This window comes from Thermomonospora catenispora, from assembly GCF_006363815.1.
In the GTDB taxonomy this organism is placed as follows: domain Bacteria; phylum Actinomycetota; class Actinomycetes; order Streptosporangiales; family Streptosporangiaceae; genus Thermomonospora; species Thermomonospora catenispora.
In genome coordinates, this window is record NZ_RRYT01000011.1 from 40,358 (window position 1) to 58,524 (window position 18,167).

Annotated in this window: 18 protein-coding genes and 1 tRNA gene; 9 read left to right on the forward strand and 10 right to left on the reverse strand. The window is 74.1% G+C overall.

What is annotated here, in order from left to right:
* Positions 1-268 precede the first annotated feature (268 nt).
* Positions 269-628 (forward strand): cupin domain-containing protein, encoded by a 360-nt coding sequence (locus EIO00_RS10975; RefSeq protein WP_241661282.1) that lies wholly within the window; start codon positions 269-271, stop codon positions 626-628.
* A gap of 77 nt (positions 629-705) precedes the next feature.
* Here EIO00_RS10975 and EIO00_RS10980 read toward each other — a convergent pair whose 3' ends face one another.
* From EIO00_RS10980 to EIO00_RS11005, 6 genes are all read right to left on the reverse strand, one after another.
* Positions 706-1,842, reverse strand: a complete 1,137-nt coding sequence (locus EIO00_RS10980) for an ARPP-2 domain-containing protein (protein WP_140177826.1) — start codon at positions 1,840-1,842, stop codon at positions 706-708.
* Entirely contained in the window at positions 1,836-3,272 is a 1,437-nt protein-coding gene (locus EIO00_RS10985) for a hypothetical protein (protein ID WP_140177828.1), read from the reverse strand. Before EIO00_RS10985 ends, EIO00_RS10980 begins: the two co-directional genes overlap by 7 nt.
* A gap of 137 nt (positions 3,273-3,409) precedes the next feature.
* Positions 3,410-4,063, reverse strand: coding sequence for a DUF1444 family protein (locus tag EIO00_RS10990; RefSeq protein WP_140177830.1), 654 nt, complete (start codon positions 4,061-4,063; stop codon positions 3,410-3,412).
* 61 nt (positions 4,064-4,124) lie between these two features.
* Positions 4,125-5,618: a cobyric acid synthase gene (locus tag EIO00_RS10995; RefSeq protein ID WP_140177832.1), complete on the reverse strand. Its 1,494-nt coding sequence runs from the start codon at positions 5,616-5,618 to the stop codon at positions 4,125-4,127.
* Positions 5,615-6,556, reverse strand: coding sequence for a cobalamin biosynthesis protein (locus EIO00_RS11000; RefSeq protein WP_140177834.1), 942 nt, complete (start codon positions 6,554-6,556; stop codon positions 5,615-5,617). Before EIO00_RS11000 ends, EIO00_RS10995 begins: the two co-directional genes overlap by 4 nt.
* The gene (locus tag EIO00_RS11005) at positions 6,540-7,352 is read right to left on the reverse strand and encodes a phosphotransferase (RefSeq protein ID WP_241661271.1); all 813 of its coding nucleotides are present in this window, start codon (positions 7,350-7,352) and stop codon (positions 6,540-6,542) included. The genes EIO00_RS11000 and EIO00_RS11005 overlap by 17 nt, the downstream gene beginning before the upstream one ends.
* A 104-nt stretch (positions 7,353-7,456) precedes the next feature.
* On the opposite strand from EIO00_RS11005, the gene EIO00_RS11010 reads away from it, so the two are divergent.
* The 5 genes from EIO00_RS11010 (at position 7,457) to EIO00_RS11030 (ending at position 12,090) form a co-directional block, all read left to right on the forward strand.
* Positions 7,457-8,089, forward strand: coding sequence for an MSMEG_1061 family FMN-dependent PPOX-type flavoprotein (locus EIO00_RS11010; RefSeq protein ID WP_140177837.1), 633 nt, complete (start codon positions 7,457-7,459; stop codon positions 8,087-8,089).
* A gap of 66 nt (positions 8,090-8,155) precedes the next feature.
* Positions 8,156-9,175, forward strand: coding sequence for an iron-siderophore ABC transporter substrate-binding protein (locus tag EIO00_RS11015; protein ID WP_140177839.1), 1,020 nt, complete (start codon positions 8,156-8,158; stop codon positions 9,173-9,175).
* Positions 9,176-9,179: 4 nt separating this feature from the next.
* Positions 9,180-10,214: a FecCD family ABC transporter permease gene (locus tag EIO00_RS11020; RefSeq protein ID WP_140177841.1), complete on the forward strand. Its 1,035-nt coding sequence runs from the start codon at positions 9,180-9,182 to the stop codon at positions 10,212-10,214.
* On the forward strand, positions 10,211-11,251 hold the full coding sequence (locus EIO00_RS11025; protein WP_206664104.1) for a FecCD family ABC transporter permease: 1,041 nt from the start codon (positions 10,211-10,213) through the stop codon (positions 11,249-11,251). Before EIO00_RS11020 ends, EIO00_RS11025 begins: the two co-directional genes overlap by 4 nt.
* Positions 11,248-12,090 (forward strand): ABC transporter ATP-binding protein, encoded by an 843-nt coding sequence (locus tag EIO00_RS11030; RefSeq protein WP_140177843.1) that lies wholly within the window; start codon positions 11,248-11,250, stop codon positions 12,088-12,090. The genes EIO00_RS11025 and EIO00_RS11030 overlap by 4 nt, the downstream gene beginning before the upstream one ends.
* A 114-nt stretch (positions 12,091-12,204) precedes the next feature.
* Here the strand turns inward: EIO00_RS11030 and EIO00_RS11035 are convergent, their stop codons facing one another.
* Together EIO00_RS11035 and EIO00_RS11040 are read right to left on the reverse strand one after the other, a co-directional pair.
* Positions 12,205-13,011, reverse strand: a complete 807-nt coding sequence (locus EIO00_RS11035; RefSeq protein ID WP_140177845.1) for an inositol monophosphatase family protein — start codon at positions 13,009-13,011, stop codon at positions 12,205-12,207.
* Positions 13,012-13,555: 544 nt separating this feature from the next.
* A tRNA-Arg gene (locus EIO00_RS11040) sits at positions 13,556-13,632 on the reverse strand.
* Between the two features lie 210 nt (positions 13,633-13,842).
* Between EIO00_RS11040 and EIO00_RS11045 the strand changes: the two genes are divergently transcribed.
* Positions 13,843-14,427, forward strand: coding sequence for a hypothetical protein (locus EIO00_RS11045; protein WP_140177847.1), 585 nt, complete (start codon positions 13,843-13,845; stop codon positions 14,425-14,427).
* A 285-nt stretch (positions 14,428-14,712) separates the two neighbouring features.
* A complete protein-coding gene (qcrB, locus tag EIO00_RS11050) occupies positions 14,713-16,344 on the forward strand; it encodes a cytochrome bc1 complex cytochrome b subunit (protein ID WP_140177849.1) in 1,632 nt (543 codons plus the stop codon).
* 141 nt (positions 16,345-16,485) lie between these two features.
* On the opposite strand, the gene EIO00_RS11055 is transcribed toward qcrB, so the two are convergent.
* Entirely contained in the window at positions 16,486-16,923 is a 438-nt protein-coding gene (locus EIO00_RS11055; RefSeq protein WP_140177851.1) for a hypothetical protein, read from the reverse strand.
* Between the two features lie 160 nt (positions 16,924-17,083).
* Between EIO00_RS11055 and EIO00_RS11060 the strand changes: the two genes are divergently transcribed.
* Positions 17,084-17,317, forward strand: a complete 234-nt coding sequence (locus tag EIO00_RS11060; protein WP_140177853.1) for a hypothetical protein — start codon at positions 17,084-17,086, stop codon at positions 17,315-17,317.
* Between the two features lie 13 nt (positions 17,318-17,330).
* On the opposite strand, the gene EIO00_RS11065 is transcribed toward EIO00_RS11060, so the two are convergent.
* A complete protein-coding gene (locus tag EIO00_RS11065; protein ID WP_140177855.1) occupies positions 17,331-18,092 on the reverse strand; it encodes a hypothetical protein in 762 nt (253 codons plus the stop codon).
* Positions 18,093-18,167: the final 75 nt, after the last annotated feature.

Sequence of the window (18,167 nt, forward strand, 5' to 3'; positions counted from 1 at the left end):
TCGGTGATCGGGGCCGCGGCACGCCGGGAGGGGCCGGGACGGCCGGACGCGGACGGATGCGGCCGGACCCGGACGGACACGAGCGGATGCGGCCGGACCCGGGTGCACAAGGTCGGGCCCGAGCGGTTCCGGGCGGATGCGGCCGGGCCCGAGCGACGCGGCCGGACGGACGACGACCGGGGCGGCGTTCGCGCCGGCGAGGGCGTCCTTGACGGCGTAGTGGAACGGTGCAAGCGTGAGGGTTCAGGGGGAAGGGGGACCCACCATGATGGAAGTGAAGACTCTCGACAAGCCCGACGAACGCCGGGACTTTCCACGGGGGCATCTGGAGACCGTCCAGCTCACCGGCCTGGTCTTCGGGCGGGCGACGTTCGAGCCGGGCTGGCGCTGGTCGGAGTCGGTCAAGCCGCTCGCGGGCACCGAGGTGTGCGAATTCCACCACAACCTCTACTGCGTCCAGGGCCGGATGCGGATCCGGATGAGGGACGGCAGCGAGCAGGAGATCGGCCCCGGCGACATCGCCGTCGTCCCGCCCGGCCACGACGCCTGGGTGCTGGGCGATGAGGCCTGTGTGATGTACGACTTCTCCGGGAGCATCGACGACTACGCCAAGGCCGAGGCCACTTGATCTTCTCCGTCTCCGGCGGCCCCGCCGCGGCGGGGCCGCCGTCGCGCCTCCCCTCCCCCTCCCGGCGGCCCGGCCGGTCAGCGGCGGGCCCGGGCGCGGAAGCGCTCCAGCAGGTCCCGGCGGAGCAGTGCGCCCAGCCCGGCGGCCTCCAGTCGCATGCCCAGGGCGTGCTCGGGGACGCCGAGCGCCTCGGCGGCGGCGGACAGCCGCCAGTCGTGGGCGGCGAGCAGGGTGAGCAGACGGCCGCGGCGGACCTGGGCGCGCGACAGCCGGAAGGTCTTCAGATAGGCCGGCCGCCCGGCCTGGTCGGTGATGATCTCGCCGATGTGGTTCTCCGCGTCCCGGCGGAACGACGGCAGGAACCGCGACAGCCGGAACGGCCCCATCCGGTACACCTCCTCCACGGTGTACTCGCCCTCCAGCAGTCCCGCCGCCATCGCCGAGTCGTGGAACGCCGCCCACTCCCGGTGCTGCCGGGCCGCCTCCGCCCGCAGGTCCGCCAGCGACCGCACCCGGGCGTCGTCGATCGCGGCGCGGAAGTCGGGCACGGCCGTCGCCAGCACCGCGTGGTGGTACAGCAGCTCCCCGTACATGTCCTGCAGCAGCGTGGGGTGCAGCGCCCGGTAGTCGGCCGGGTGCGGGACGATGAACGCGGCGGCGAGGGCGTCGCCGATGTACAGGAGCACCCCGCACTGGCCGTGGTGGATCTCGAAGATCCGCAGCGCGTCCTCCAGTCCCCGGATCTCCGCGCCGTGGTAGGCCTCCTCGACGCGCGGCGACAGCCCTTTGCGGAGCGCCTCCCGCGACCACTCCTCCCAGGCGATCTCCGGCCCCCCGAAGTGCAGCGACAGATAGCCCTCCATCGCCAGGTGCAGCGGCAGGAACCGCAGCCGCCCGGTGTCGGCCCGCCGCGCCATGCGCCGGTGGAAGCGCATCGCCATGCGCGCGGGCAGGTACCTGCGCTCCGTCCGCCCGCGCAGCTGGGTGCCGTAGGCGGCCGACACGCCCTCGGCCGACCAGCGGGCCACGAACCCGTGCGGGATGTAGGAGGCGTAGCAGGTCCGCTCGTCGACCTGCACCACGCCGCAGGCCTCCTCATAGAGCTCCGGTTCCAGGCGCAGCCCTTCGATCGGCTCGTCCCGGATCAGGGGGACGAGCCGCACCCCGCCCCACACCTGTGCGGGGCGGACGGTCAGTCCGTCCAGCGTCAGCACGTCTCCCCCAGGCGCGTCTCCCCCAGGAACGCCGCGACCCGCCGGTCCAGATGCGCGCGCAGCTCGGCCAGGCCGCCGCGCCCGGACGCGAACCGCGCCAGCTCCACCAGCGCCGGCATGTTCTCGGCGTTGCGCACCCCGGCGGTCGGCACGGCCGGGGACAGCCGCCGCACGTCGTAGCCCTCGGCGTCGTACACCGGGTTGAGGTGGACGACCTCGCAGCGCCCGTCGGGGTCCAGCCGGGACCGCCACACCCGCAGCACCTCGGCGGCCAGGCCGGGCGGGGCGTTGTCCCACCCGTCCGAGACGATCAGCAGCCGTTCGGGGGCCAGCTCCAGCGCGTCGAGGATGCACTCCCCCAGCGGCGTCGCCCCGTAGGGGCGGGCCAGCAGCGCGTCGCGACGGCCCGACAGCCACAGCGGCGTGTACTCCCCCGCCAGCGCCTCCAGCAGGAAGTGGCAGGCCAGCGCCACCGCCAGGGGACGGCGGCGCTTGTGCCCCGATCCGGAGGAGGAGTAGCTGTCGTCCAGGACCGCGACCACCCGTCCCCACCGTCCGGCCTGGTCGCCGGCGGTCCGGCGGGCGGCGGCGCGCAGCGCCCCGGTCAGCTCCTCCCGGCGCTCGGCCCGCGTCGACGGCGGCAGCGACAGCACGTATCCGGCGAGCCGGGTCAGCGGCATGCGGGTCAGGTCGGCCCGGACGCCGTCGACCTTCAGCTCCCGGGCCGTCTCCTGCAGGCGGAGCCGTTCCAGGCGGGTCAGGTTGGGTTCGATCCGCTCCAGGAAGACCTTGCGGGGGATGCGGTGGTGAGCGGCGAACCCCTCGGCGACCGTGTAGGGCAGCCGGTAGATCGCCTCCCGCTCGTAGTGGGCGCGGCGCCAGGCGTCCAGCACGGGCGTGGTGTACCGGCGCCGCCTGCGCCACTGGAACAAAAAGTCGCCCAGCTCCCCCGGCGGCTTCAGATGGGCGTGCCGGAACGCCTCCTTGAGGAGGCCGCGGTATTTGACGGCGTGGAAGGCCAGGTCGGGCCGGGAGTTCAGCCAGTCTCGCATGATCGCCCGGGTGCGCCGGTTGTTGACCCCGGCCCGCCGCAGCCGCCGGAACAGCCGGTACACCCGCTGCGGCGGCAGCAGCTCCAGCCGGCGGGCGATCAGCCGCCCTTCGAGGCGGCGCTGCTCCGGCGTCGCCTCCCCGGCGCTGATCAGCAGATTCCAGGCGATCAGCGCGGCATTGTGGTCGTTGACGTCCAGCGCCAGCGCCGCCGCATAAAGGTCGCGATAGTTGACCCGTACGTACTCGTGCAGGAATTCCAGGGAGGCCTGCTGCTCGGCGGCGTCAGAATGGAATTCGCGCTGTCCGGTGGAGGTGATCGCCGCATTGACGAACAGCAGCAGGTCCTCGGCGGCCACCAGGTCGGCGGCGGTCTCCACGATGCCCCCTCCCCCGATGCCGGCTCAGGGCGCCGGCCGGGGAATGGAGGGCGCGAACAGCGGGTCATCGTCTGCCGAAGGCGATTCCGAAAGTCGCACCGCAAGTCCCGCGGCCGGCTTCCGTACCGTAACACCGCCTATGTCACGATTTCCCATGAATTTCCGCGACGCACCAGCAGGTCCCGGGTGAGCAGCAGGGACGCCCGGCCGGGCGCGACCCCGCCCGCCGGCAGGCCGGTGGCCTGCTCGGCCTCGGGCCGCCGGTAGCGCTCGTCGGTCCAGATCTGGTCGACCGCCCAGCGGAGCTTGTCGATCCCCTCCGGATGCCCGGTTCCGGTCGCCACCAGCACGTCCCGGGCGGGCACCGCCACCACCAGGTCGCCGTCGACGTCCTGGGCGAGCTTCTCGGCGAATCCCTCGTCGAGGATCAGCGCGGCCTCCAGGTCGCCGCCCGCCCGCACCGACACCGCCCGTGCATCCGGGTACCAGGTGAACGACACCTCCGGGCGGCGCACCCGCAGGTTGGCCACCGCGCGTTCCCGCAGCTCGGCGGGGTCCACGCCGAGCCGGGCGCAGTGCCGGGGGGCCAGCCGCTCCAGCCCGCCCTCGGCGCGGTCGAAGGCGTACTCCACCAGCAGGTCGCCGACGAACGGCTCGACGACGGGCCGTTCGTCGTCCGGCAGCGGGAACTCCAGCTGCATCCGCACCGGCACGCGCGCCCGCATCACCGGGACGATCTGGGCGAGCGCCTCCGCCTGCGGCGGGGCGACGGTGTGTCGGGACTGCATCATCCACGACCCTCCTGCGGCTCTGGCCTGTAGAACGGACCACCCTACCGGCGTCGTCGGCCGCTCACGGGCCTCCCGGGGGCACCACCGGCAGGCCGGCGGGGGCGCCGTGTTCGATCAGCCGCCACAGCGCGGCGGTGTCGAGGTGTCGTTCGACCAGGTCGCCGAGCGCGTCCAGCCGGGCTTCGCGCAGCGCGCCGAAGGAGACGTCCGGGGCGGGGGTGAAGTCCCGTCCGGCCAGTTCGGCGACCTCCCGCAGGAACGCCCGGCGGAAGTCGTCGTTCTCCAGCACGCCGTGCCAGGTGGTGCCCCACACGCTACCGGTCCGGCAGCCGTCCAGGAACGGACGCGCGCCGTCGCGCACGGTGGCGACGCCGTGATGGATCTCATAGCCGGACACCGGATGCCCGTATTCGGTGCCGGTGGGCCGCCTGAGGGTCTTGTCGGGGGCGAACTCCACCCGCACCGGGAGCAGGCCCAGCCCCTCGACCCGGCCCGCGCCGGACTCGACCTCGTCGACGATCTCCTCGGCGAGCATCTGGTAGCCGCCGCACACCCCCAGGACGGGGGCCCCGCGGCGGGCCCGGCGGACGATCTCGTCGGCGATGCCGCGGGCGCGCAGCCAGGCCAGGTCCTCGACGGTGGCGCGGGAGCCGGGGAGCACGACCAGGTCGGCGTCGGCCAGCTCGCCGGGGGTGGTGGCGTAGCGGATCGCCACGCCGGGCTCGCAGGCGAGCGCGTCGATGTCGGTGACGTTGGAGATCCGCGGCAGCCGCACGACGGCCACGCGCAGGGTCTGGGCGCCGTACGGGGGGCGCGCGGCGGCGGGCGGGGCGTCCAGGCCGAGGCTGTCCTCGGCGTCGATCCGGGCGCCCTCCAGCCAGGGCAGCACGCCGTAGGTGGGGCGTCCGGTGAGCTTCTCCAGCTGGTGCAGGCCCGGCTCCAGCAGCTCCCTCGCGCCCCGGAACTTGTTGATCACGAAACCGGCGATCAGGGCCTGATCGGCGGGCTCCAGCAGGGCGACCGTTCCGTACAGCGCGGCGAACACCCCGCCGCGGTCGATGTCGCCGACCACCAGCACCGGCAGCCCGGCGGCCCGGGCCAGCCCCATGTTGGCGATGTCGCCCTCGCGCAGGTTGATCTCGGCGGGGCTGCCGGCGCCCTCGCAGATCACCACGTCGTACCGGTCGCGAAGCGTGCGCAGGCTCTCCAGGGCCACGTCGCGGAGCCACCGCTTGTGGTCGCGGTAGCCCAGGGCGTCCACGTCGGCGACCGGCCTGCCGAGCACCACGACCTGGCTGCGCCGGTCGCCGCCGGGTTTGAGCAGCACCGGGTTCATGTGGGCGGTGGGCTCGATCCGGGCGGCCTGGGCCTGCAGGGCCTGGGCCCGGCCGATCTCCGCGCCGTCGGCGGTGACCGCCGAGTTCAGCGACATGTTCTGGGCCTTGAAGGGGGCCACCCGGACGCCCTGGCGGACCAGCCACCGGCACAGCCCGGCGGTCAGCACGCTCTTGCCCGCGTCCGAGGTCGTCCCGGCGACCAGCAGCGCGCCGTTCATCGTGTCCTCTCCAGCGTCCAGGCGACCGCCGCGCAGACGGCCGCGGCGGCGACGCCGACCGCCCGGGACAGGCGGACGGCGCGGCGGATGTCGGCGACGCCGGGCGGGGGGCCGTCGCCGAGCCCGGGGCGGCGCTCGCTCCTGCCGCCGTAGACGTTGACGCCGCCCAGACGCACCCCCAGCGCCCCGGCGAACGCGGCCTCGCAGCGTCCGGCGTTGGGACTGGGGTGGGCCGCCCCGTCCCGCCGCACCACGGCCCAGGTCCGGCGCGGGTCGCCGCCGACCAGGGGCGCGCACGCCGCGGCGAGCGCGGCGGTGAGGCGGGCCGGCGCCCAGTTGGCCAGGTCGTCCAGGCGGGCGGAGGCCCAGCCGAACGCGCCGTACCGGTCGTCGCGGTAGCCGACCATCGCGTCCAGGGTGTTGACGGCGCGGTAGGCCAACAGCCCGGGCACGCCCGCCACCGCGCCCCACACCAGGGGGGCGACGACGGCGTCGGAGGTGTTCTCGGCGACGGACTCCACGGTGGCGCGGGCCAGCTCCCCGGCGGTCAGGCCGCGGGGGTCCCGGGCGCACAGGTGGGACAGCCGGGCGCGGGCGGCGTCCAGGTCGCCCGCCTCCAGCAGCGCCGCCATGGCCCTCCCCTCCCGGCCCAGGGACGTGCCGCCCACCACGGCCCAGGCGGCGACGGCGGTGAGGGCCGCTCTCGCCGCCGGCGTGCGGGCCAGGCGCTCGGCGGCGAGGCCGGCGGCCGCGGCGGCCCCCGTCAGCAGGGCCGCATAGGCGGCGCCGCGCCGCCGGGAGGGGGCGTGCATGCGGCGTTCCAGCGCGCCCGCCGCCCGGCCGAACGCCGCGACGGGGTGGCCGCGCCGCGGGTCGGCGAACACCGCGTCCAGGGCCGCCCCCGCCAGCAGCCCCGACGCCCTAGACGAGGCGGGCATCCAGCACGTCCCAGTTGAGGTCCAGCCAGTCCTGCGCCCGGCGGATCCGGTCGCCGACGCCCTCCCGCCACATCCGCGCCCAGCCGCCGCCCAGATGCTCGGCGCGCGCCCGCATCGACGCATGCGAGCGCTCCAGCCGCAGCCGGGCCACCGCCGGCACCCGGCGGCGCTGGTCCTCGGGCAGCCCGTAGGCGTCGCAGAACAGCCGGATCCGCCGCGCCACCGCGTCGGCGTCCAGCCGGGCGAACACCGCCTCCCGGTCCGCCGGGTCGGCCAGGGGCCCCCAGGTGCGCAGCGTGTTGACCACGTCGAACAGCCGCGTGGTGGGCCGGGCCAGATCGAAGTCGATCAGTGCGTACGGCGCCCCGTTCCGGAAGACGACGTTGTCGGGGGTCACGTCGCAGTGCCCGATCAGCTCCGGCGGGTCGTCCACGTTCGTGGTGAACGCCGTGTCCCAGGGCGCGTCCGGCGGAGGCTCATAGGAGTCGACGGCGTCGTGGAACCGCCGCAGCAGCCGGGCCACCCCCGCCAGCGCCTCGTCGGCGGCCGCGTACGCCGGCAGGGGCCGGCCCGGGACCTCGCCCTCCAGATAGGTGAGCACCTCGCGCCCCTGCTCGTCGATCCCCAGGAAGCGGGGGGCGCCGGTGAAGCCCACCCGTTCCAGGTGCCTCAGCAGCCCGTGCACGGCGGGGCTGTGCGCCCGCAGCGGCCGCCGCACCGTCCGCCCCACGCGGACGACGCCCTCGGTGACGTCCCCGCCCTCGAGGGCGACCTCCCGCACCCGCTCCGCAGTCACGGAGCACAACGATAGGCGCGCACTGCGCCCTCCGCACGCCGCCCGCGACCCCCGACCCGGGAGGCCGCTTTAGGGGAGGCTAACCTAAGCCAGTCCTTCCCCCGATGAGCAGGAGTTCCTGGGACATGCCTGAGGAGTCGCTGTCGGATTACGAGCGCGACGCCGTCGACTCGGCCGCCCGGCTCAGAGAGGTCTACGGCGAGCCGCACCGGCTGGTCATCGACAAGGTCTCCGACCGTCTCGACGCGACGACGGCGCGCTTCGTGGCCGCCTCGTCCCTGGTCGTGGTGGCCAGCCAGGGGGCCGACGGCCGGCTGGACGCCTCCCCCCGCGGCGGTCCGCCCGGGTTCGTGCGGGTGCTCGGGGAGCGGCTGCTGGCGATGCCCGACGCGAAGGGGAACCGGCGACTGGACACGCTGCGCAACGTCGTGGAGACCGGTCGCGTGGGACTGCTGTTCCTCGTTCCGGGCCGCCCGGACACGGTCCGGGTCAACGGCCGGGCCCTGGTCAGCATGCGGCCCGACCTGTTGGAGCGGATGCCGACCGAAAGCGGCGACCGGCCGAACGCCGTGCTGCTGGTCGAGCCGCAGGAGGTGTTCATGCACTGTCCCCGGTCGCTGAACTTCTCCAACGCCTGGAAGCCGGAGAAGTGGCTCGCCCCCGACGCGGCGCCGTCGGGCCGGGAGATGCTGGCCGCCCGGATGGCGGAGCTGGGACGGGACCTGACCTCGGCATGAACCCGACCATGATTTAGGTTAGCCTTACCTAAGCTTCATCCACCCTCAGACTCAATCGGAGTGCGCATGCGTTCTGCCCCGCCCCGGCTCGCCCGGCGGCTGCGCGGCCTGCTGGCCGCGTCGCTCGCGGTGGTCGCGCTGACGACCGGGTGCGCCGCCACGAACACCACCGACGCCGCCGGGAGCTCCGGCGGGAACGGTGATGGAACGTTCCCAGTGACGATTCAGACCGAGTTCGGCGACGTCACCATCCCCAAGCGACCGCAGCGCGTGGTGGCGCTCGGCTGGAGCGACGCCGAGACCGCCCTCGCGCTGGGCGTCGAGCCGGTGGGGGCGGCCGACTGGCTGGGGGTGGGCGGCGACGGGCTCGGCCCCTGGGTGACCGCCCGGTACACCAAGCCCCCGGTCATGCTGGGCACCCTCGAGGTGAACATGGAGGCCCTCGCCGCGCTGCGCCCCGACCTGATCCTGGACACCCGCTCCGACGGCACCAAGGAGCGCTATGAGCGGCTCAGCGAGCTCGGCGTCCCGGTCGTCGGGATCCCCCCGGGCGCCAAGGCGTACCTGACCCCGTGGGAGAAGCAGCTGGAGCTGGTCGGCAAGGCGCTGGGCAAGAGCGCCGAGGCCGACAAGCTGCGCTCCGCCATGGAGGCCGCGTTCGCCCGGGCCCGCAAGGAGCACCCGGAGTTCGCCGGCAAGCACGTCGTGGCGGCCGCGCGCACCGCCGACGCCTACTCCGCCTACGTCGACGGCGACGGGCGCGTGGAGTTCCTCAAGCGGCTGGGCTTCGTCAACTCCCCGAAGGTCCAGAGCCTGGCCGCCAAGGACCAGTTCACCGTCGCCGTCTCCAAGGAGCGGATGGACCTGCTGGACGCCGACCTGACCGTGATGTTCCTGATCGGCCAGACCCCCGAGAAGGTCACCGGCGACCCGCTCTACCGGGCCGTCCCCTCGGTCAAGGCCGGGCGTTCGGTGGTGCTGTCGGACAAGGCGGTCAGCGACGCCTTCTCCAGCGCCTCGGTCCCCGGCATGACCTACGCGCTGGACAAGGTCGTCCCGCAGTTCGCCGAGGCCCTGACCGAGTGAGCCGGTGAGCGCGAACGGCCTGCCCGTCACCGCGTCCTCCGGCGGCCGCTCCCGCGCCGCCGGGCTGGTCGCGCTGGGCGCGGCGGTCGCCGCGACCGCCGCGCTCAGCCTCGCCGTCGGCGCCAAGCAGCTTCCCCCGTCCACGGTGCTGGACGCGCTGCTCCACCTGGACCGCGGCGACCCCGATCACCTGATCGTGGTGGAGCTGCGCGTGCCGCGCACCCTGATCGGCCTGCTGGCCGGAGCCGCGCTCGGCCTGGCCGGGGCGATGGTGCAGGGACTGACCCGCAACCCGCTCGCCGACCCGGGGATCCTCGGGGTGAACGCGGGCGCGGCCCTGGCGGTCGTCCTGGCGATCAGCGTGCTGGGCGTGCATGACCTGTCCGGATACGTGTGGTTCGGATTCGCGGGCGCGGCGGCGGCCGTGACGCTGGTGTACGGCATCGGCTCGCTCGGCCGGGACGGCGCCGCCCCGCTGAAGATCACCCTGGCCGGCGCGGCGCTGACCGCCGCGCTCGGCTCGCTCACCACCGCCGTCCTGCTGACCGACACCATGTCCTTCGACCAGTTCCGGTTCTGGCAGGTCGGCGGGCTGGCCGGGCGGGAGGCGACGGTCGTGGCGCAGGCCGCGCCGTTCCTGGTCGCGGCGATGGCGCTGGCGCTGTGCTGCGGACGGGCGCTCAACGCGCTCGCCCTGGGCGACGACATGGCCCGGGCCTGGGGCCGGAACGTGACGGCGACCCGGGCGGTGTGCGGGCTGGCGATCGTGCTGCTGGCCGGCGGGGCGACCGCGCTGGCCGGCCCGATCGCCTTCGTCGGGCTGGCGGTGCCGCATCTGGCGCGCTCCGTCACCGGTCCCGACCACCGCTGGCTGCTGCCGTACTCGATGCTGCTCGGCCCGCTGCTGCTGCTCGCGGCCGACATCGCCGGCCGGCTGGTGGCGCGCCCGGGCGAGATCCAGGCCGGCATCGTCACCGCGGTGCTCGGCGCGCCCGTCCTGGTGGCGCTGGCCCGCCGGCGGAAGGCGGCGGCGCCGTGACCTGCGCACCGCCGGACGCCGTGCGGAGCGTCGCCCGCGCCCGCGGCCGCGGCGCCGCCCGGGTGCGCGCGGTGAGCGCCGCGCTGGCGCTGGCCGTGCTGGCGATGTTCACGCTGAGCCTGTGCGTCGGCGACTATCCGATCGGGCTCGGCGACCTGATCGCCTCGCTGACCGCGCGGGGCACCCCGGCGGTCGACTACGTCGTGCACCGGCTGCGGCTGCCCCGGGCCGAGCTGGCGGTGCTGGTCGGCGTCGCGTTCGGCCTGGCCGGCACGATCTTCCAGCAGGTGGTGCGCAACCCGCTGGCCAGCCCGGACGTGATCGGGGTGGCCTCGGGCGCGAGCGTCGGCGCGATCGCGCTGATCGCCTTGGCGGGGGTCTCCGGGCCGCCGCTGGCGGCGGGCGCGCTGGCCGGCGCGCTGCTGACGGCCGCCGCGATCTACCTGCTGGCCTGGCGGCGCGGGGTGACGGGGCATCGACTGGCGCTGGTCGGCGTCGGCGTCGCCGCCGGCCTGAACGGCGTCGTGTCGTTCTTCCTGACCAGGACGGACGTCAAGGTCGCGGCCGAAGGGCTGCTGTGGCTGACCGGCAGCCTGTACGGGCGGGCCGACCATGTGGCCCCGCTCGCCGCCGCGATGGCCGTGCTGGTCCCGGCCGCGTTCCTGCTCGGCCGTTCGCTGCGCGCCCTGCAGCTCGGCGACGATTCGGCGCGCGGCCTGGGCGTGGACGCCGAACGCCGGCGGCGGGCGCTGCTGCTCGTCGCGGTCGCGCTGACCGGGGCGGCCACCGCGGCCGCCGGGCCGGTCGCGTTCGTGGCGTTCGTGTCGGGCCCGATCGCCGCCCGCCTGACCCGCGGCGCCCCCGGGCTGCTGCCCGCCGCCCTGGTCGGCGCCCTGGTCACCGTGACGGCCGACTTCGCCGCGCAGCACCTGATCCCGGGCGCCCAGGTGACGGTCGGGGTCGTCACCGGCGCCGTGGGCGCCCCCTACCTGCTGTGGCTGCTGGCCGTCGCCGACCGCGGAGGACGTCGCCGATGAACGAGACCACCCTGCACACCGAAGGGCTCCGGCTCGGCTACGGGTCCCGCACGGTGGTGGACGGCGTGTCGGTGCGGATCCCGCCCGGCCGGATCACGATGGTCGTCGGGCCGAACGCCTGCGGCAAGTCCACGTTCCTGCGCGGGCTGGCCAGGCTGCTGGGTCCTGTGGCCGGAGCCGTCTACCTGGACGGCAAGGACATCTGCTCGCTGCCGAGCCGGCAGGTCGCCACCCGGCTCGGCATCCTGCCGCAGAGCCCGATCGCCCCCGAGGGCATCACCGTCGTCGACCTCGTCGGCCGGGGCCGCCACCCGCATCAGGGCTGGTTCCGGCAGTGGACGCCGGCCGACGACGAGGCGGTCGCCGCGGCGCTGGCCGCGACCGGGACGCTGGAACTGGCCGAGCGGCCGGTCGACGAACTGTCGGGCGGCCAGCGTCAGCGCGTCTGGATCGCGATGGCCCTCGCCCAGCGCACCGACATCCTGCTGCTGGACGAGCCCACCACCTACCTCGACGTCGCCCACCAGGTCGAGGTGCTGGACCTGCTGGCCGATCTGAACGCCTCCGAGGGCACCACCGTGGTGGCCGTGCTGCACGACCTCAATCTGGCCTGCCGCTATGCGGACCATCTGCTCGCGATGAAGGACGGCCGGGTGGTCGCCGAGGGGCCGCCCGCCGACGTGGTCGACGAGCGGACGGTGACCGAGCTGTTCGCCATGCCGTGCCGGGTGATCGAGGATCCGGTGTCGGGCACCCCGCTCGTCGTGCCGGTGGGCCGCCACCACGTCCGGAAGACGGCCGCCGACGCGCCCGCCTCCGCCTCGTCCGGCCCGCGCTGAACGCCCCCGGCCGCGCCCAGGCGGGAGGCGTTCGGCGCGCCCCGGCCGGTCGCGGGGCCGTGCGGGACGTCCCCGGCCGGCCCGGGGCGCGGGCGCGTCGGCGGGCCGGCCGGATCACGAGCCGGAGGCGGCCGGGTGGACTTCGCGGATGAGGGCGATCAGCCGGTCGGCGAGGGCGGGGGCGATGGCGATGGCGGCGGTCGAGGCGGTGGTGTGGTCGGTGCCGTCGAGGTCGACCACGACCGCCCCGGCCTCGCGGGCGATGAGCACCCCGGCGGAGGTGTCCCAGGGCTTGTTGGACAGCAGCACCGCCGCGTCCAGCTTCCCGTCGGCCACCCACGCCAGGTCCAACGCGGCGGAGCCGAGCATGCGCACCCGCTGGACGGTGGCGGCCAGACGCCCGCTGAGCGCCAGCCGGATCCGGTTCTCGGCGTCGGCCCCCTCCCCCACCGCGTAGTCGCTGATCGCGACCACGGCGTCCTGCAGCCGGTCGGTCGCGCCGACCCGCAGGCGGCGTTCCCCCGCGAAGGCGCCGGCGCCCTGGGCGGCGTGGTAGCGGACGTCCAGGAACGGCAGGTCGATCACGCCGACAACGGGCCGGTCCCCGTGGATGAGGCCCAGGGAGACGCCGCACAGCGGCAGGCCGCGGACATAGTTGGCGGTGCCGTCCACCGGATCGAGCACCCACATCAGCTCGCCGTCGCCGGTGAGCCCCTCCTCCTCGCCGAGGAAGGCGATGTCGGGGGTCTTGGCGCGCAGGTGCTCGCGCACGGCGCGTTCGACGGCGTAGTCCACCTCCGAGGCCATGTCCCGGTCGCCCTTGGCGGTGAGCGGGCCAGGGGCGCGGGTGCGCATGAGGTCGGCGGCGAGGGCGACCGCGTCCAGGGCGACGGGCAGCAGCGAGGCGGGCTCGACGGTCATACCGGACTTGCTCCTTCCCCCAGGTGAGGACCCGGCCGGCGCGCGGCAGGGCCGGTGCTCGTGGTGCCGGTGAGAGCGTATGCACACAAATGTCCGGTGAACCGTCCGGTGGACCGCGGCAGCCCGACGACCTGGGGACGTCCTGCGGTCGCGGCGTCTGCGCGCCGTCGCGCACGCCCGATCCGACGCCGCGGGTCGCGCCCGGCGGTCCTGCGCCGGCGAGCCCCGCCGCATTCGCCTCGGCGGCCGAGGCGATCCCCGACCGGCCCGACCGTCGGGCGGCGCGCATCGAGCCGCCGCGTCGGACTGCACGCGACGGCGTTCGACCGCCCTCGGACCGGTCGACCGGTCCGGCGAAGGCGAGAGGGTGAAGGACGGGCGCGGGGTCGCGGCCGGATCGCGGCGAGGCGGCCGGGACCGCTCCCGTGTGCGCACCGCGGCCCCGCTCAGAGCCGCGAACGGGCGGCCCATGGGCTCGCGTTCGCCCGTGGACGGCCCCGAGGAAGCGCGAAGAACCAGCTCAGAAGCGGCCGGTTGGAGGAGGTGGCGCGCCCGGCAGGATTCGAACCTGCGACCGTCGGATTAGAAGTCCGGTGCTCTGTCCAGCTGAGCTACGGGCGCTCGCACTCACCTTGCTCGCCGATGGTCACGGGCCACGGCTTCGCATCGGCCGGCCCGCGGGGCCGGGTGCCGCCCCACAGTGTAGGGGTGGGGGCTTGCGGGCTCCAGCGGTAAAGGCCGCGAGAGAGGGTGAAGCCCGCTGCGCCGGATGTGAGGCGGATTACACGTCCACGGGCGAAGCGGCGGCGTCTGAGAAGAGGTCACCCCACCGTGACCGTTCGAACGCGGAGCGGACAAGGACGCCGCCTGCCGCGAATCGGACCGGAGCGTCACATCCAGAACGCATCGAGATGGGAGGAGCGGGTGGTGCGCGGTCTTCGGATCATGCTGCCCCTGGCCCTGCTGGGGCTCGCGGTGACCGGCTGCGGCACAGCGACCGAGAACGAGGTCAAGCCGAAGATCGAGCGGTACATGCAGCGGACCGTCGAGGTGCTGAAGGCCGACGGTCTGCCGGTGAAAGTGAAGGAGCTCGACGTGTCCTCCTCCGACAGCTGCGTCAACCTCATCACCGGCAAGAACACCAAGGTCCTGGTCTCCATGAAGGCCGAAGTAGAGGGACTCACCCCCCAGCAGATCAACGCGACGGCCCGGAAGATCGAGAAATTCTGGGAGAAGGAACTCGACTTCTACATTGAAGAGTCCCGAGGATACGAGAAAAACGAACCCTGGGTCACGGCGTACAGTGACACCAGCCTGGAGAGTGACAACATCGAGCTGTACATCAGGAGCGGTGGAGGGGAGCTGCGCTTCGCGGCGCAGTCCGGATGCGTCAAACCCGAGGGCGACAAGTCCTGAGCCCTCGGCACTCGCTCGCTCGACGACCGCGCTCACGGCAAAAAGCCGTCAGGCGAGCGGTTCTGCGCCCGCCGGAGCGGGCGGCTTCGAGCCGACCCGCTCCACACCTTCAAGGCCCGCCCATCCCGCGACAAAGAAAACCCTGACTTAACCGCCGTAACACTTCATTCGGTCAAATAGCTCCCCGGCCCGGTGCGCGGATCGGAAGCGGGGGTAGCACTCTTGGCACCGCGGCGCCCTCGCCGGGGCGTCGCCGCGTGTCCCCAGCGCGGGAGGTGGGCCGAGGTGACCGATCCGCAACGGCCGGGACAGGCTCCCGGGGTGCTCAGGGCCACCGGGCGCGCCATCGACGACCGATTCGGCGGCGGCGGGTTCGGGATCAAGTCGATCAAGAAGGCGTTCCCTGATCACTGGAGCTTCCTGCTCGGTGAGATCGCGCTGTACTGCTTCGTCATCGTGCTGCTCACCGGGGTGTTCCTGACGTTCTTCTTCAAGCCGAGCGCCACCCCGATCGTCTATGACGGCTCCTACGCCAACCTGAGAGGCGTGCAGATGTCGGAGGCGTACGCCTCGGCCCTGCACATCTCCTTCGATGTCCGCGGCGGGCTGCTGGTACGGCAGATCCACCACTGGGCCACGGTGCTCTTCCTGGCCGCGATCCTGGTGCACATGCTGCGGAACTTCTTCACCGGGGCGTTCCGCAAGCCGCGCGAGGCCAACTGGGTGATCGGGGTCGTGCTGTTCCTGCTGGTGCTGCTGAACGGGCTGCTTGGCTACTCGCTGCCGGACGACCTGCTGTCGGGCACCGGGCTGCGGATCCTGAACGGGGTGTTGCTGTCGATCCCGGTGGTGGGCTCGTACCTGGCGATGTTCCTGTTCGGCGGGGAATACCCCGGCGAGGAGATCATCCCGCGGCTGTTCACCATCCACGTGCTGCTGATCCCGGCGATCCTGCTGGCGCTGGTCCCGCTGCACGCGGTGATCTTGACCTGGCGGCAGACGCACACCACGTTCCCCGGCCGGGGCGCGACGGAGCGGATGCAGAAGGGCTATCCGTTCCTCCCGGTGTTCGTCGCCAAGACCACCGCCTATCTGTTCTGGACGCTCGGGGTCTGCACGTTCCTGGCGACGTTCGCGCAGATCAACCCGGTGTGGCTGTACGGGCCCTATGACCCGGGGGCGATCAGCGCGGGCTCGCAGCCGGACTGGTACATGGGCTTCCTGGAGGGCTCGCTGCGGCTGATGCCCTCCTGGGAGATCGTGCTGTGGGGGCACAATCTCACGCTCAGCGTGATCATCCCGGCGCTGGTGGTGCCGGGGGTGCTGTTCGGCGGGCTGATGATGTACCCGTGGATCGAACGCTGGATGACCGGTGACCACAGCGCCCACCACCTGCTGGACCGGCCGCGCGACGTGCCGGTGCGCACCTCGATCGGCGTCGCCGGGATCGTGTTCTACGGTCTGCTGTGGCTGGCGGGGGCCAACGACATCATCGCCAAGACCTTCAACGTCCCGTTGTTCGGCACCACCTGGTTCTTCCGGTTCGCGGTCATCCTGGGGCCGATCATCGGCTACATCGTCGCCTACCGCTGGTGCCTGGGGTTGCAGCGGCGGGACCGGCGGCTGCTGGAGCACGGCCTGGAGACCGGGGTCATCCAGATGTCCCCCGAGGGCGCCTTCTCCGAGATGGAGGTGCCGCTGTCGAAGGAGGCGGCCTCTCCGCTCACCGACGAGCGGCGGCCCGCCGCGATCCCGCTGGAGCGGCCGGGCGAGGGCATCGGCGCCCCCAAGCCGCCCGGCCGGCTCCGGCTGGCGCTCAACCGCCGTTTCCTGCGGGACCTGCGCGAGCCCGTCGCCCCGCATCCGAACGGGGAACGCGCCGAACGCCCGGCCGTGGAGCAGCGCGGCAAGCGCTGACGGGCATCGACCGCGCCGATCGTCCCCGCCCGCGGGGACCGGGCTCGAGGAAGGCCGCCCACGGCCCGGTCTCCGCGGGCGCCGGCGGCCGCCCTCGGCTCCGGCGCCTTCCCCCGTCGCGTCCCCCGTCACGTCCCCCCGTCACGTCCCTTCGTCGCGGCGGGCGGTCCGCTCCGCCGCGTCGCCGGAGACGGAGTCGGCGGAGGGCGGGTCGGGGCGCGGCGGCCGGTCGGCCTCCAGCCGCGCCTTGGCGTCGCGCAGCGCGCGCCACAGCTCCGCGCGGGAGTCGCGGCCGGCGCGGCCTTCGGCGCCGGCCGGTCCCCCGGGCCGGATGGCCAGTTCGGTGCCGCGTCCGCCGAGGATGCCGTCGATCCGCACCTCGAGGGGGCCGCGCAGCCCGCCCAGCAGACCGGGCAGGCGGTCCGACACCTCCTGGGGCGGGCGGTCCACGGTGACCGCCAGCCACCGCTCCGGCTCCTCCCCCGCCGGGGTCCTGCCGGCGGCGCGGTCCATCAGCCGTCGCGCGATCCCCACGGCGACGCCCGCGCTCAACGCGGCGATGGCGACCGAACGTCTCATGATCTCCTCCTCCGCGGGCGCCGGGACGACGGGCGTGGTCATCCCCGCCGTGCCGCCGTGAAACCTCCCGCCGACGGGGAAGGGATGCCGCCGAGAGCAGGATCAGGCGGCCGACGGCCGGAGCGCGTCCGGGCGACGCCCGGCGAAAGGCGGGACGACCATGACGATCACCGTGGATCACGTGCGGGAGCTGCTGAACTCCGACTCCCCCGACGCCGCCCTGGTCATGGTGGGCGGCCGCCCCAAGATCACCACCACGCCCGCCGCCGAGGACGGGCTGCTGGTGGCGAGCCGCGCCGACCTGTGGAAGGACCGCGACGCCCCGCCCGGCGAGGAGGAGCTCCGGCGTCTGGCCGGCGTCTTGAACGCCACCGTCGCCGAGCTCGGCGGCTGAGCCGCCCCGGCGGTCAGGATCCCGGCGGTCGGGAGGGGTCGCTGGGGCGGCCGGCGACCAGGTCGGCCACCGCGGTGAAGACGCGCTGTGCGGGCCGGTACAGCCGGCGTTCCCGCTCGCGGGCCCGCTCGTCCTTGCGGGAGCCGGGCCGGTAGCGGCGACGCGCCCACGGGGAGCCGGGGCGGGCCAGCCGGATCGCCCCGACCAGCGCGAAGATCGTGATGAACAGGCCGAGCAGGCCGGTCCAGATCTTGCCCTTGAGCAGGGCGACGATCGACAGCGTCAGGTTGACCAGGACGATCAGGGCGACCTGCCACAGCGCATCGGAGTCCTCGACGGCCTCGTCCACGCCGAGCGGGTGCAGCCCCAGCAGGACCAGGCCGCACAGGGCGATGGCGATGAAGACCACCTCCACCGACAGCCGCCCCTGCTCGCTCCAGTAGACGTCCTTCAGCAGCAGGACCAGGGCGAACTCGTCCAGCACCAGGGCCATGCCCACGCCGAACAGCGCCGCGGCGGTCGCGGCCCAGCCGGAGCCGTCGTCGGTGACGGCCAGGCCGCCGACCCCGCCGACGCACATGAACACCAACCCGAACACCACGTGGTGGACGTGGAGGCCGCCGGGCGCCACGTTGCCGGGCCACCAGCGCACCTGCCGGCGGACCATCCGCACGCTGAACCTGATGAACCCGAACGCCGCGATGAACGCCACGAAGAAGCACAGCAGCCGCAGCCGGCCCGTGTCGATGATCTCCCGGGTGAACCAATCCGCCATGGCCGACACCCCCTTGCTGCTCTACCCGGCCGGGCCGGGCCGGCCACACCGCGGCGCCGTGATCCGCGGCGGGGA

Coding starts and splice junctions, on each gene's coding strand:
- EIO00_RS11030 (WP_140177843.1), top strand. CDS start 11,248: ATGAACGAGACCACCCTGCACACCGAAGGGCTCCGGCTCGGCTACGGG.
- EIO00_RS11065 (WP_140177855.1), bottom strand. CDS start 18,092: ATGGCGGATTGGTTCACCCGGGAGATCATCGACACGGGCCGGCTGCGG.
- EIO00_RS11000 (WP_140177834.1), bottom strand. CDS start 6,556: ATGCCCGCCTCGTCTAGGGCGTCGGGGCTGCTGGCGGGGGCGGCCCTG.
- EIO00_RS11015 (WP_140177839.1), top strand. CDS start 8,156: ATGCGTTCTGCCCCGCCCCGGCTCGCCCGGCGGCTGCGCGGCCTGCTG.
- EIO00_RS10975 (WP_241661282.1), top strand. CDS start 269: ATGGAAGTGAAGACTCTCGACAAGCCCGACGAACGCCGGGACTTTCCA.
- EIO00_RS10995 (WP_140177832.1), bottom strand. CDS start 5,618: ATGAACGGCGCGCTGCTGGTCGCCGGGACGACCTCGGACGCGGGCAAG.
- EIO00_RS11060 (WP_140177853.1), top strand. CDS start 17,084: ATGACGATCACCGTGGATCACGTGCGGGAGCTGCTGAACTCCGACTCC.
- EIO00_RS11055 (WP_140177851.1), bottom strand. CDS start 16,923: ATGAGACGTTCGGTCGCCATCGCCGCGTTGAGCGCGGGCGTCGCCGTG.
- EIO00_RS11010 (WP_140177837.1), top strand. CDS start 7,457: ATGAGCAGGAGTTCCTGGGACATGCCTGAGGAGTCGCTGTCGGATTAC.
- EIO00_RS10990 (WP_140177830.1), bottom strand. CDS start 4,063: ATGATGCAGTCCCGACACACCGTCGCCCCGCCGCAGGCGGAGGCGCTC.
- EIO00_RS11035 (WP_140177845.1), bottom strand. CDS start 13,011: ATGACCGTCGAGCCCGCCTCGCTGCTGCCCGTCGCCCTGGACGCGGTC.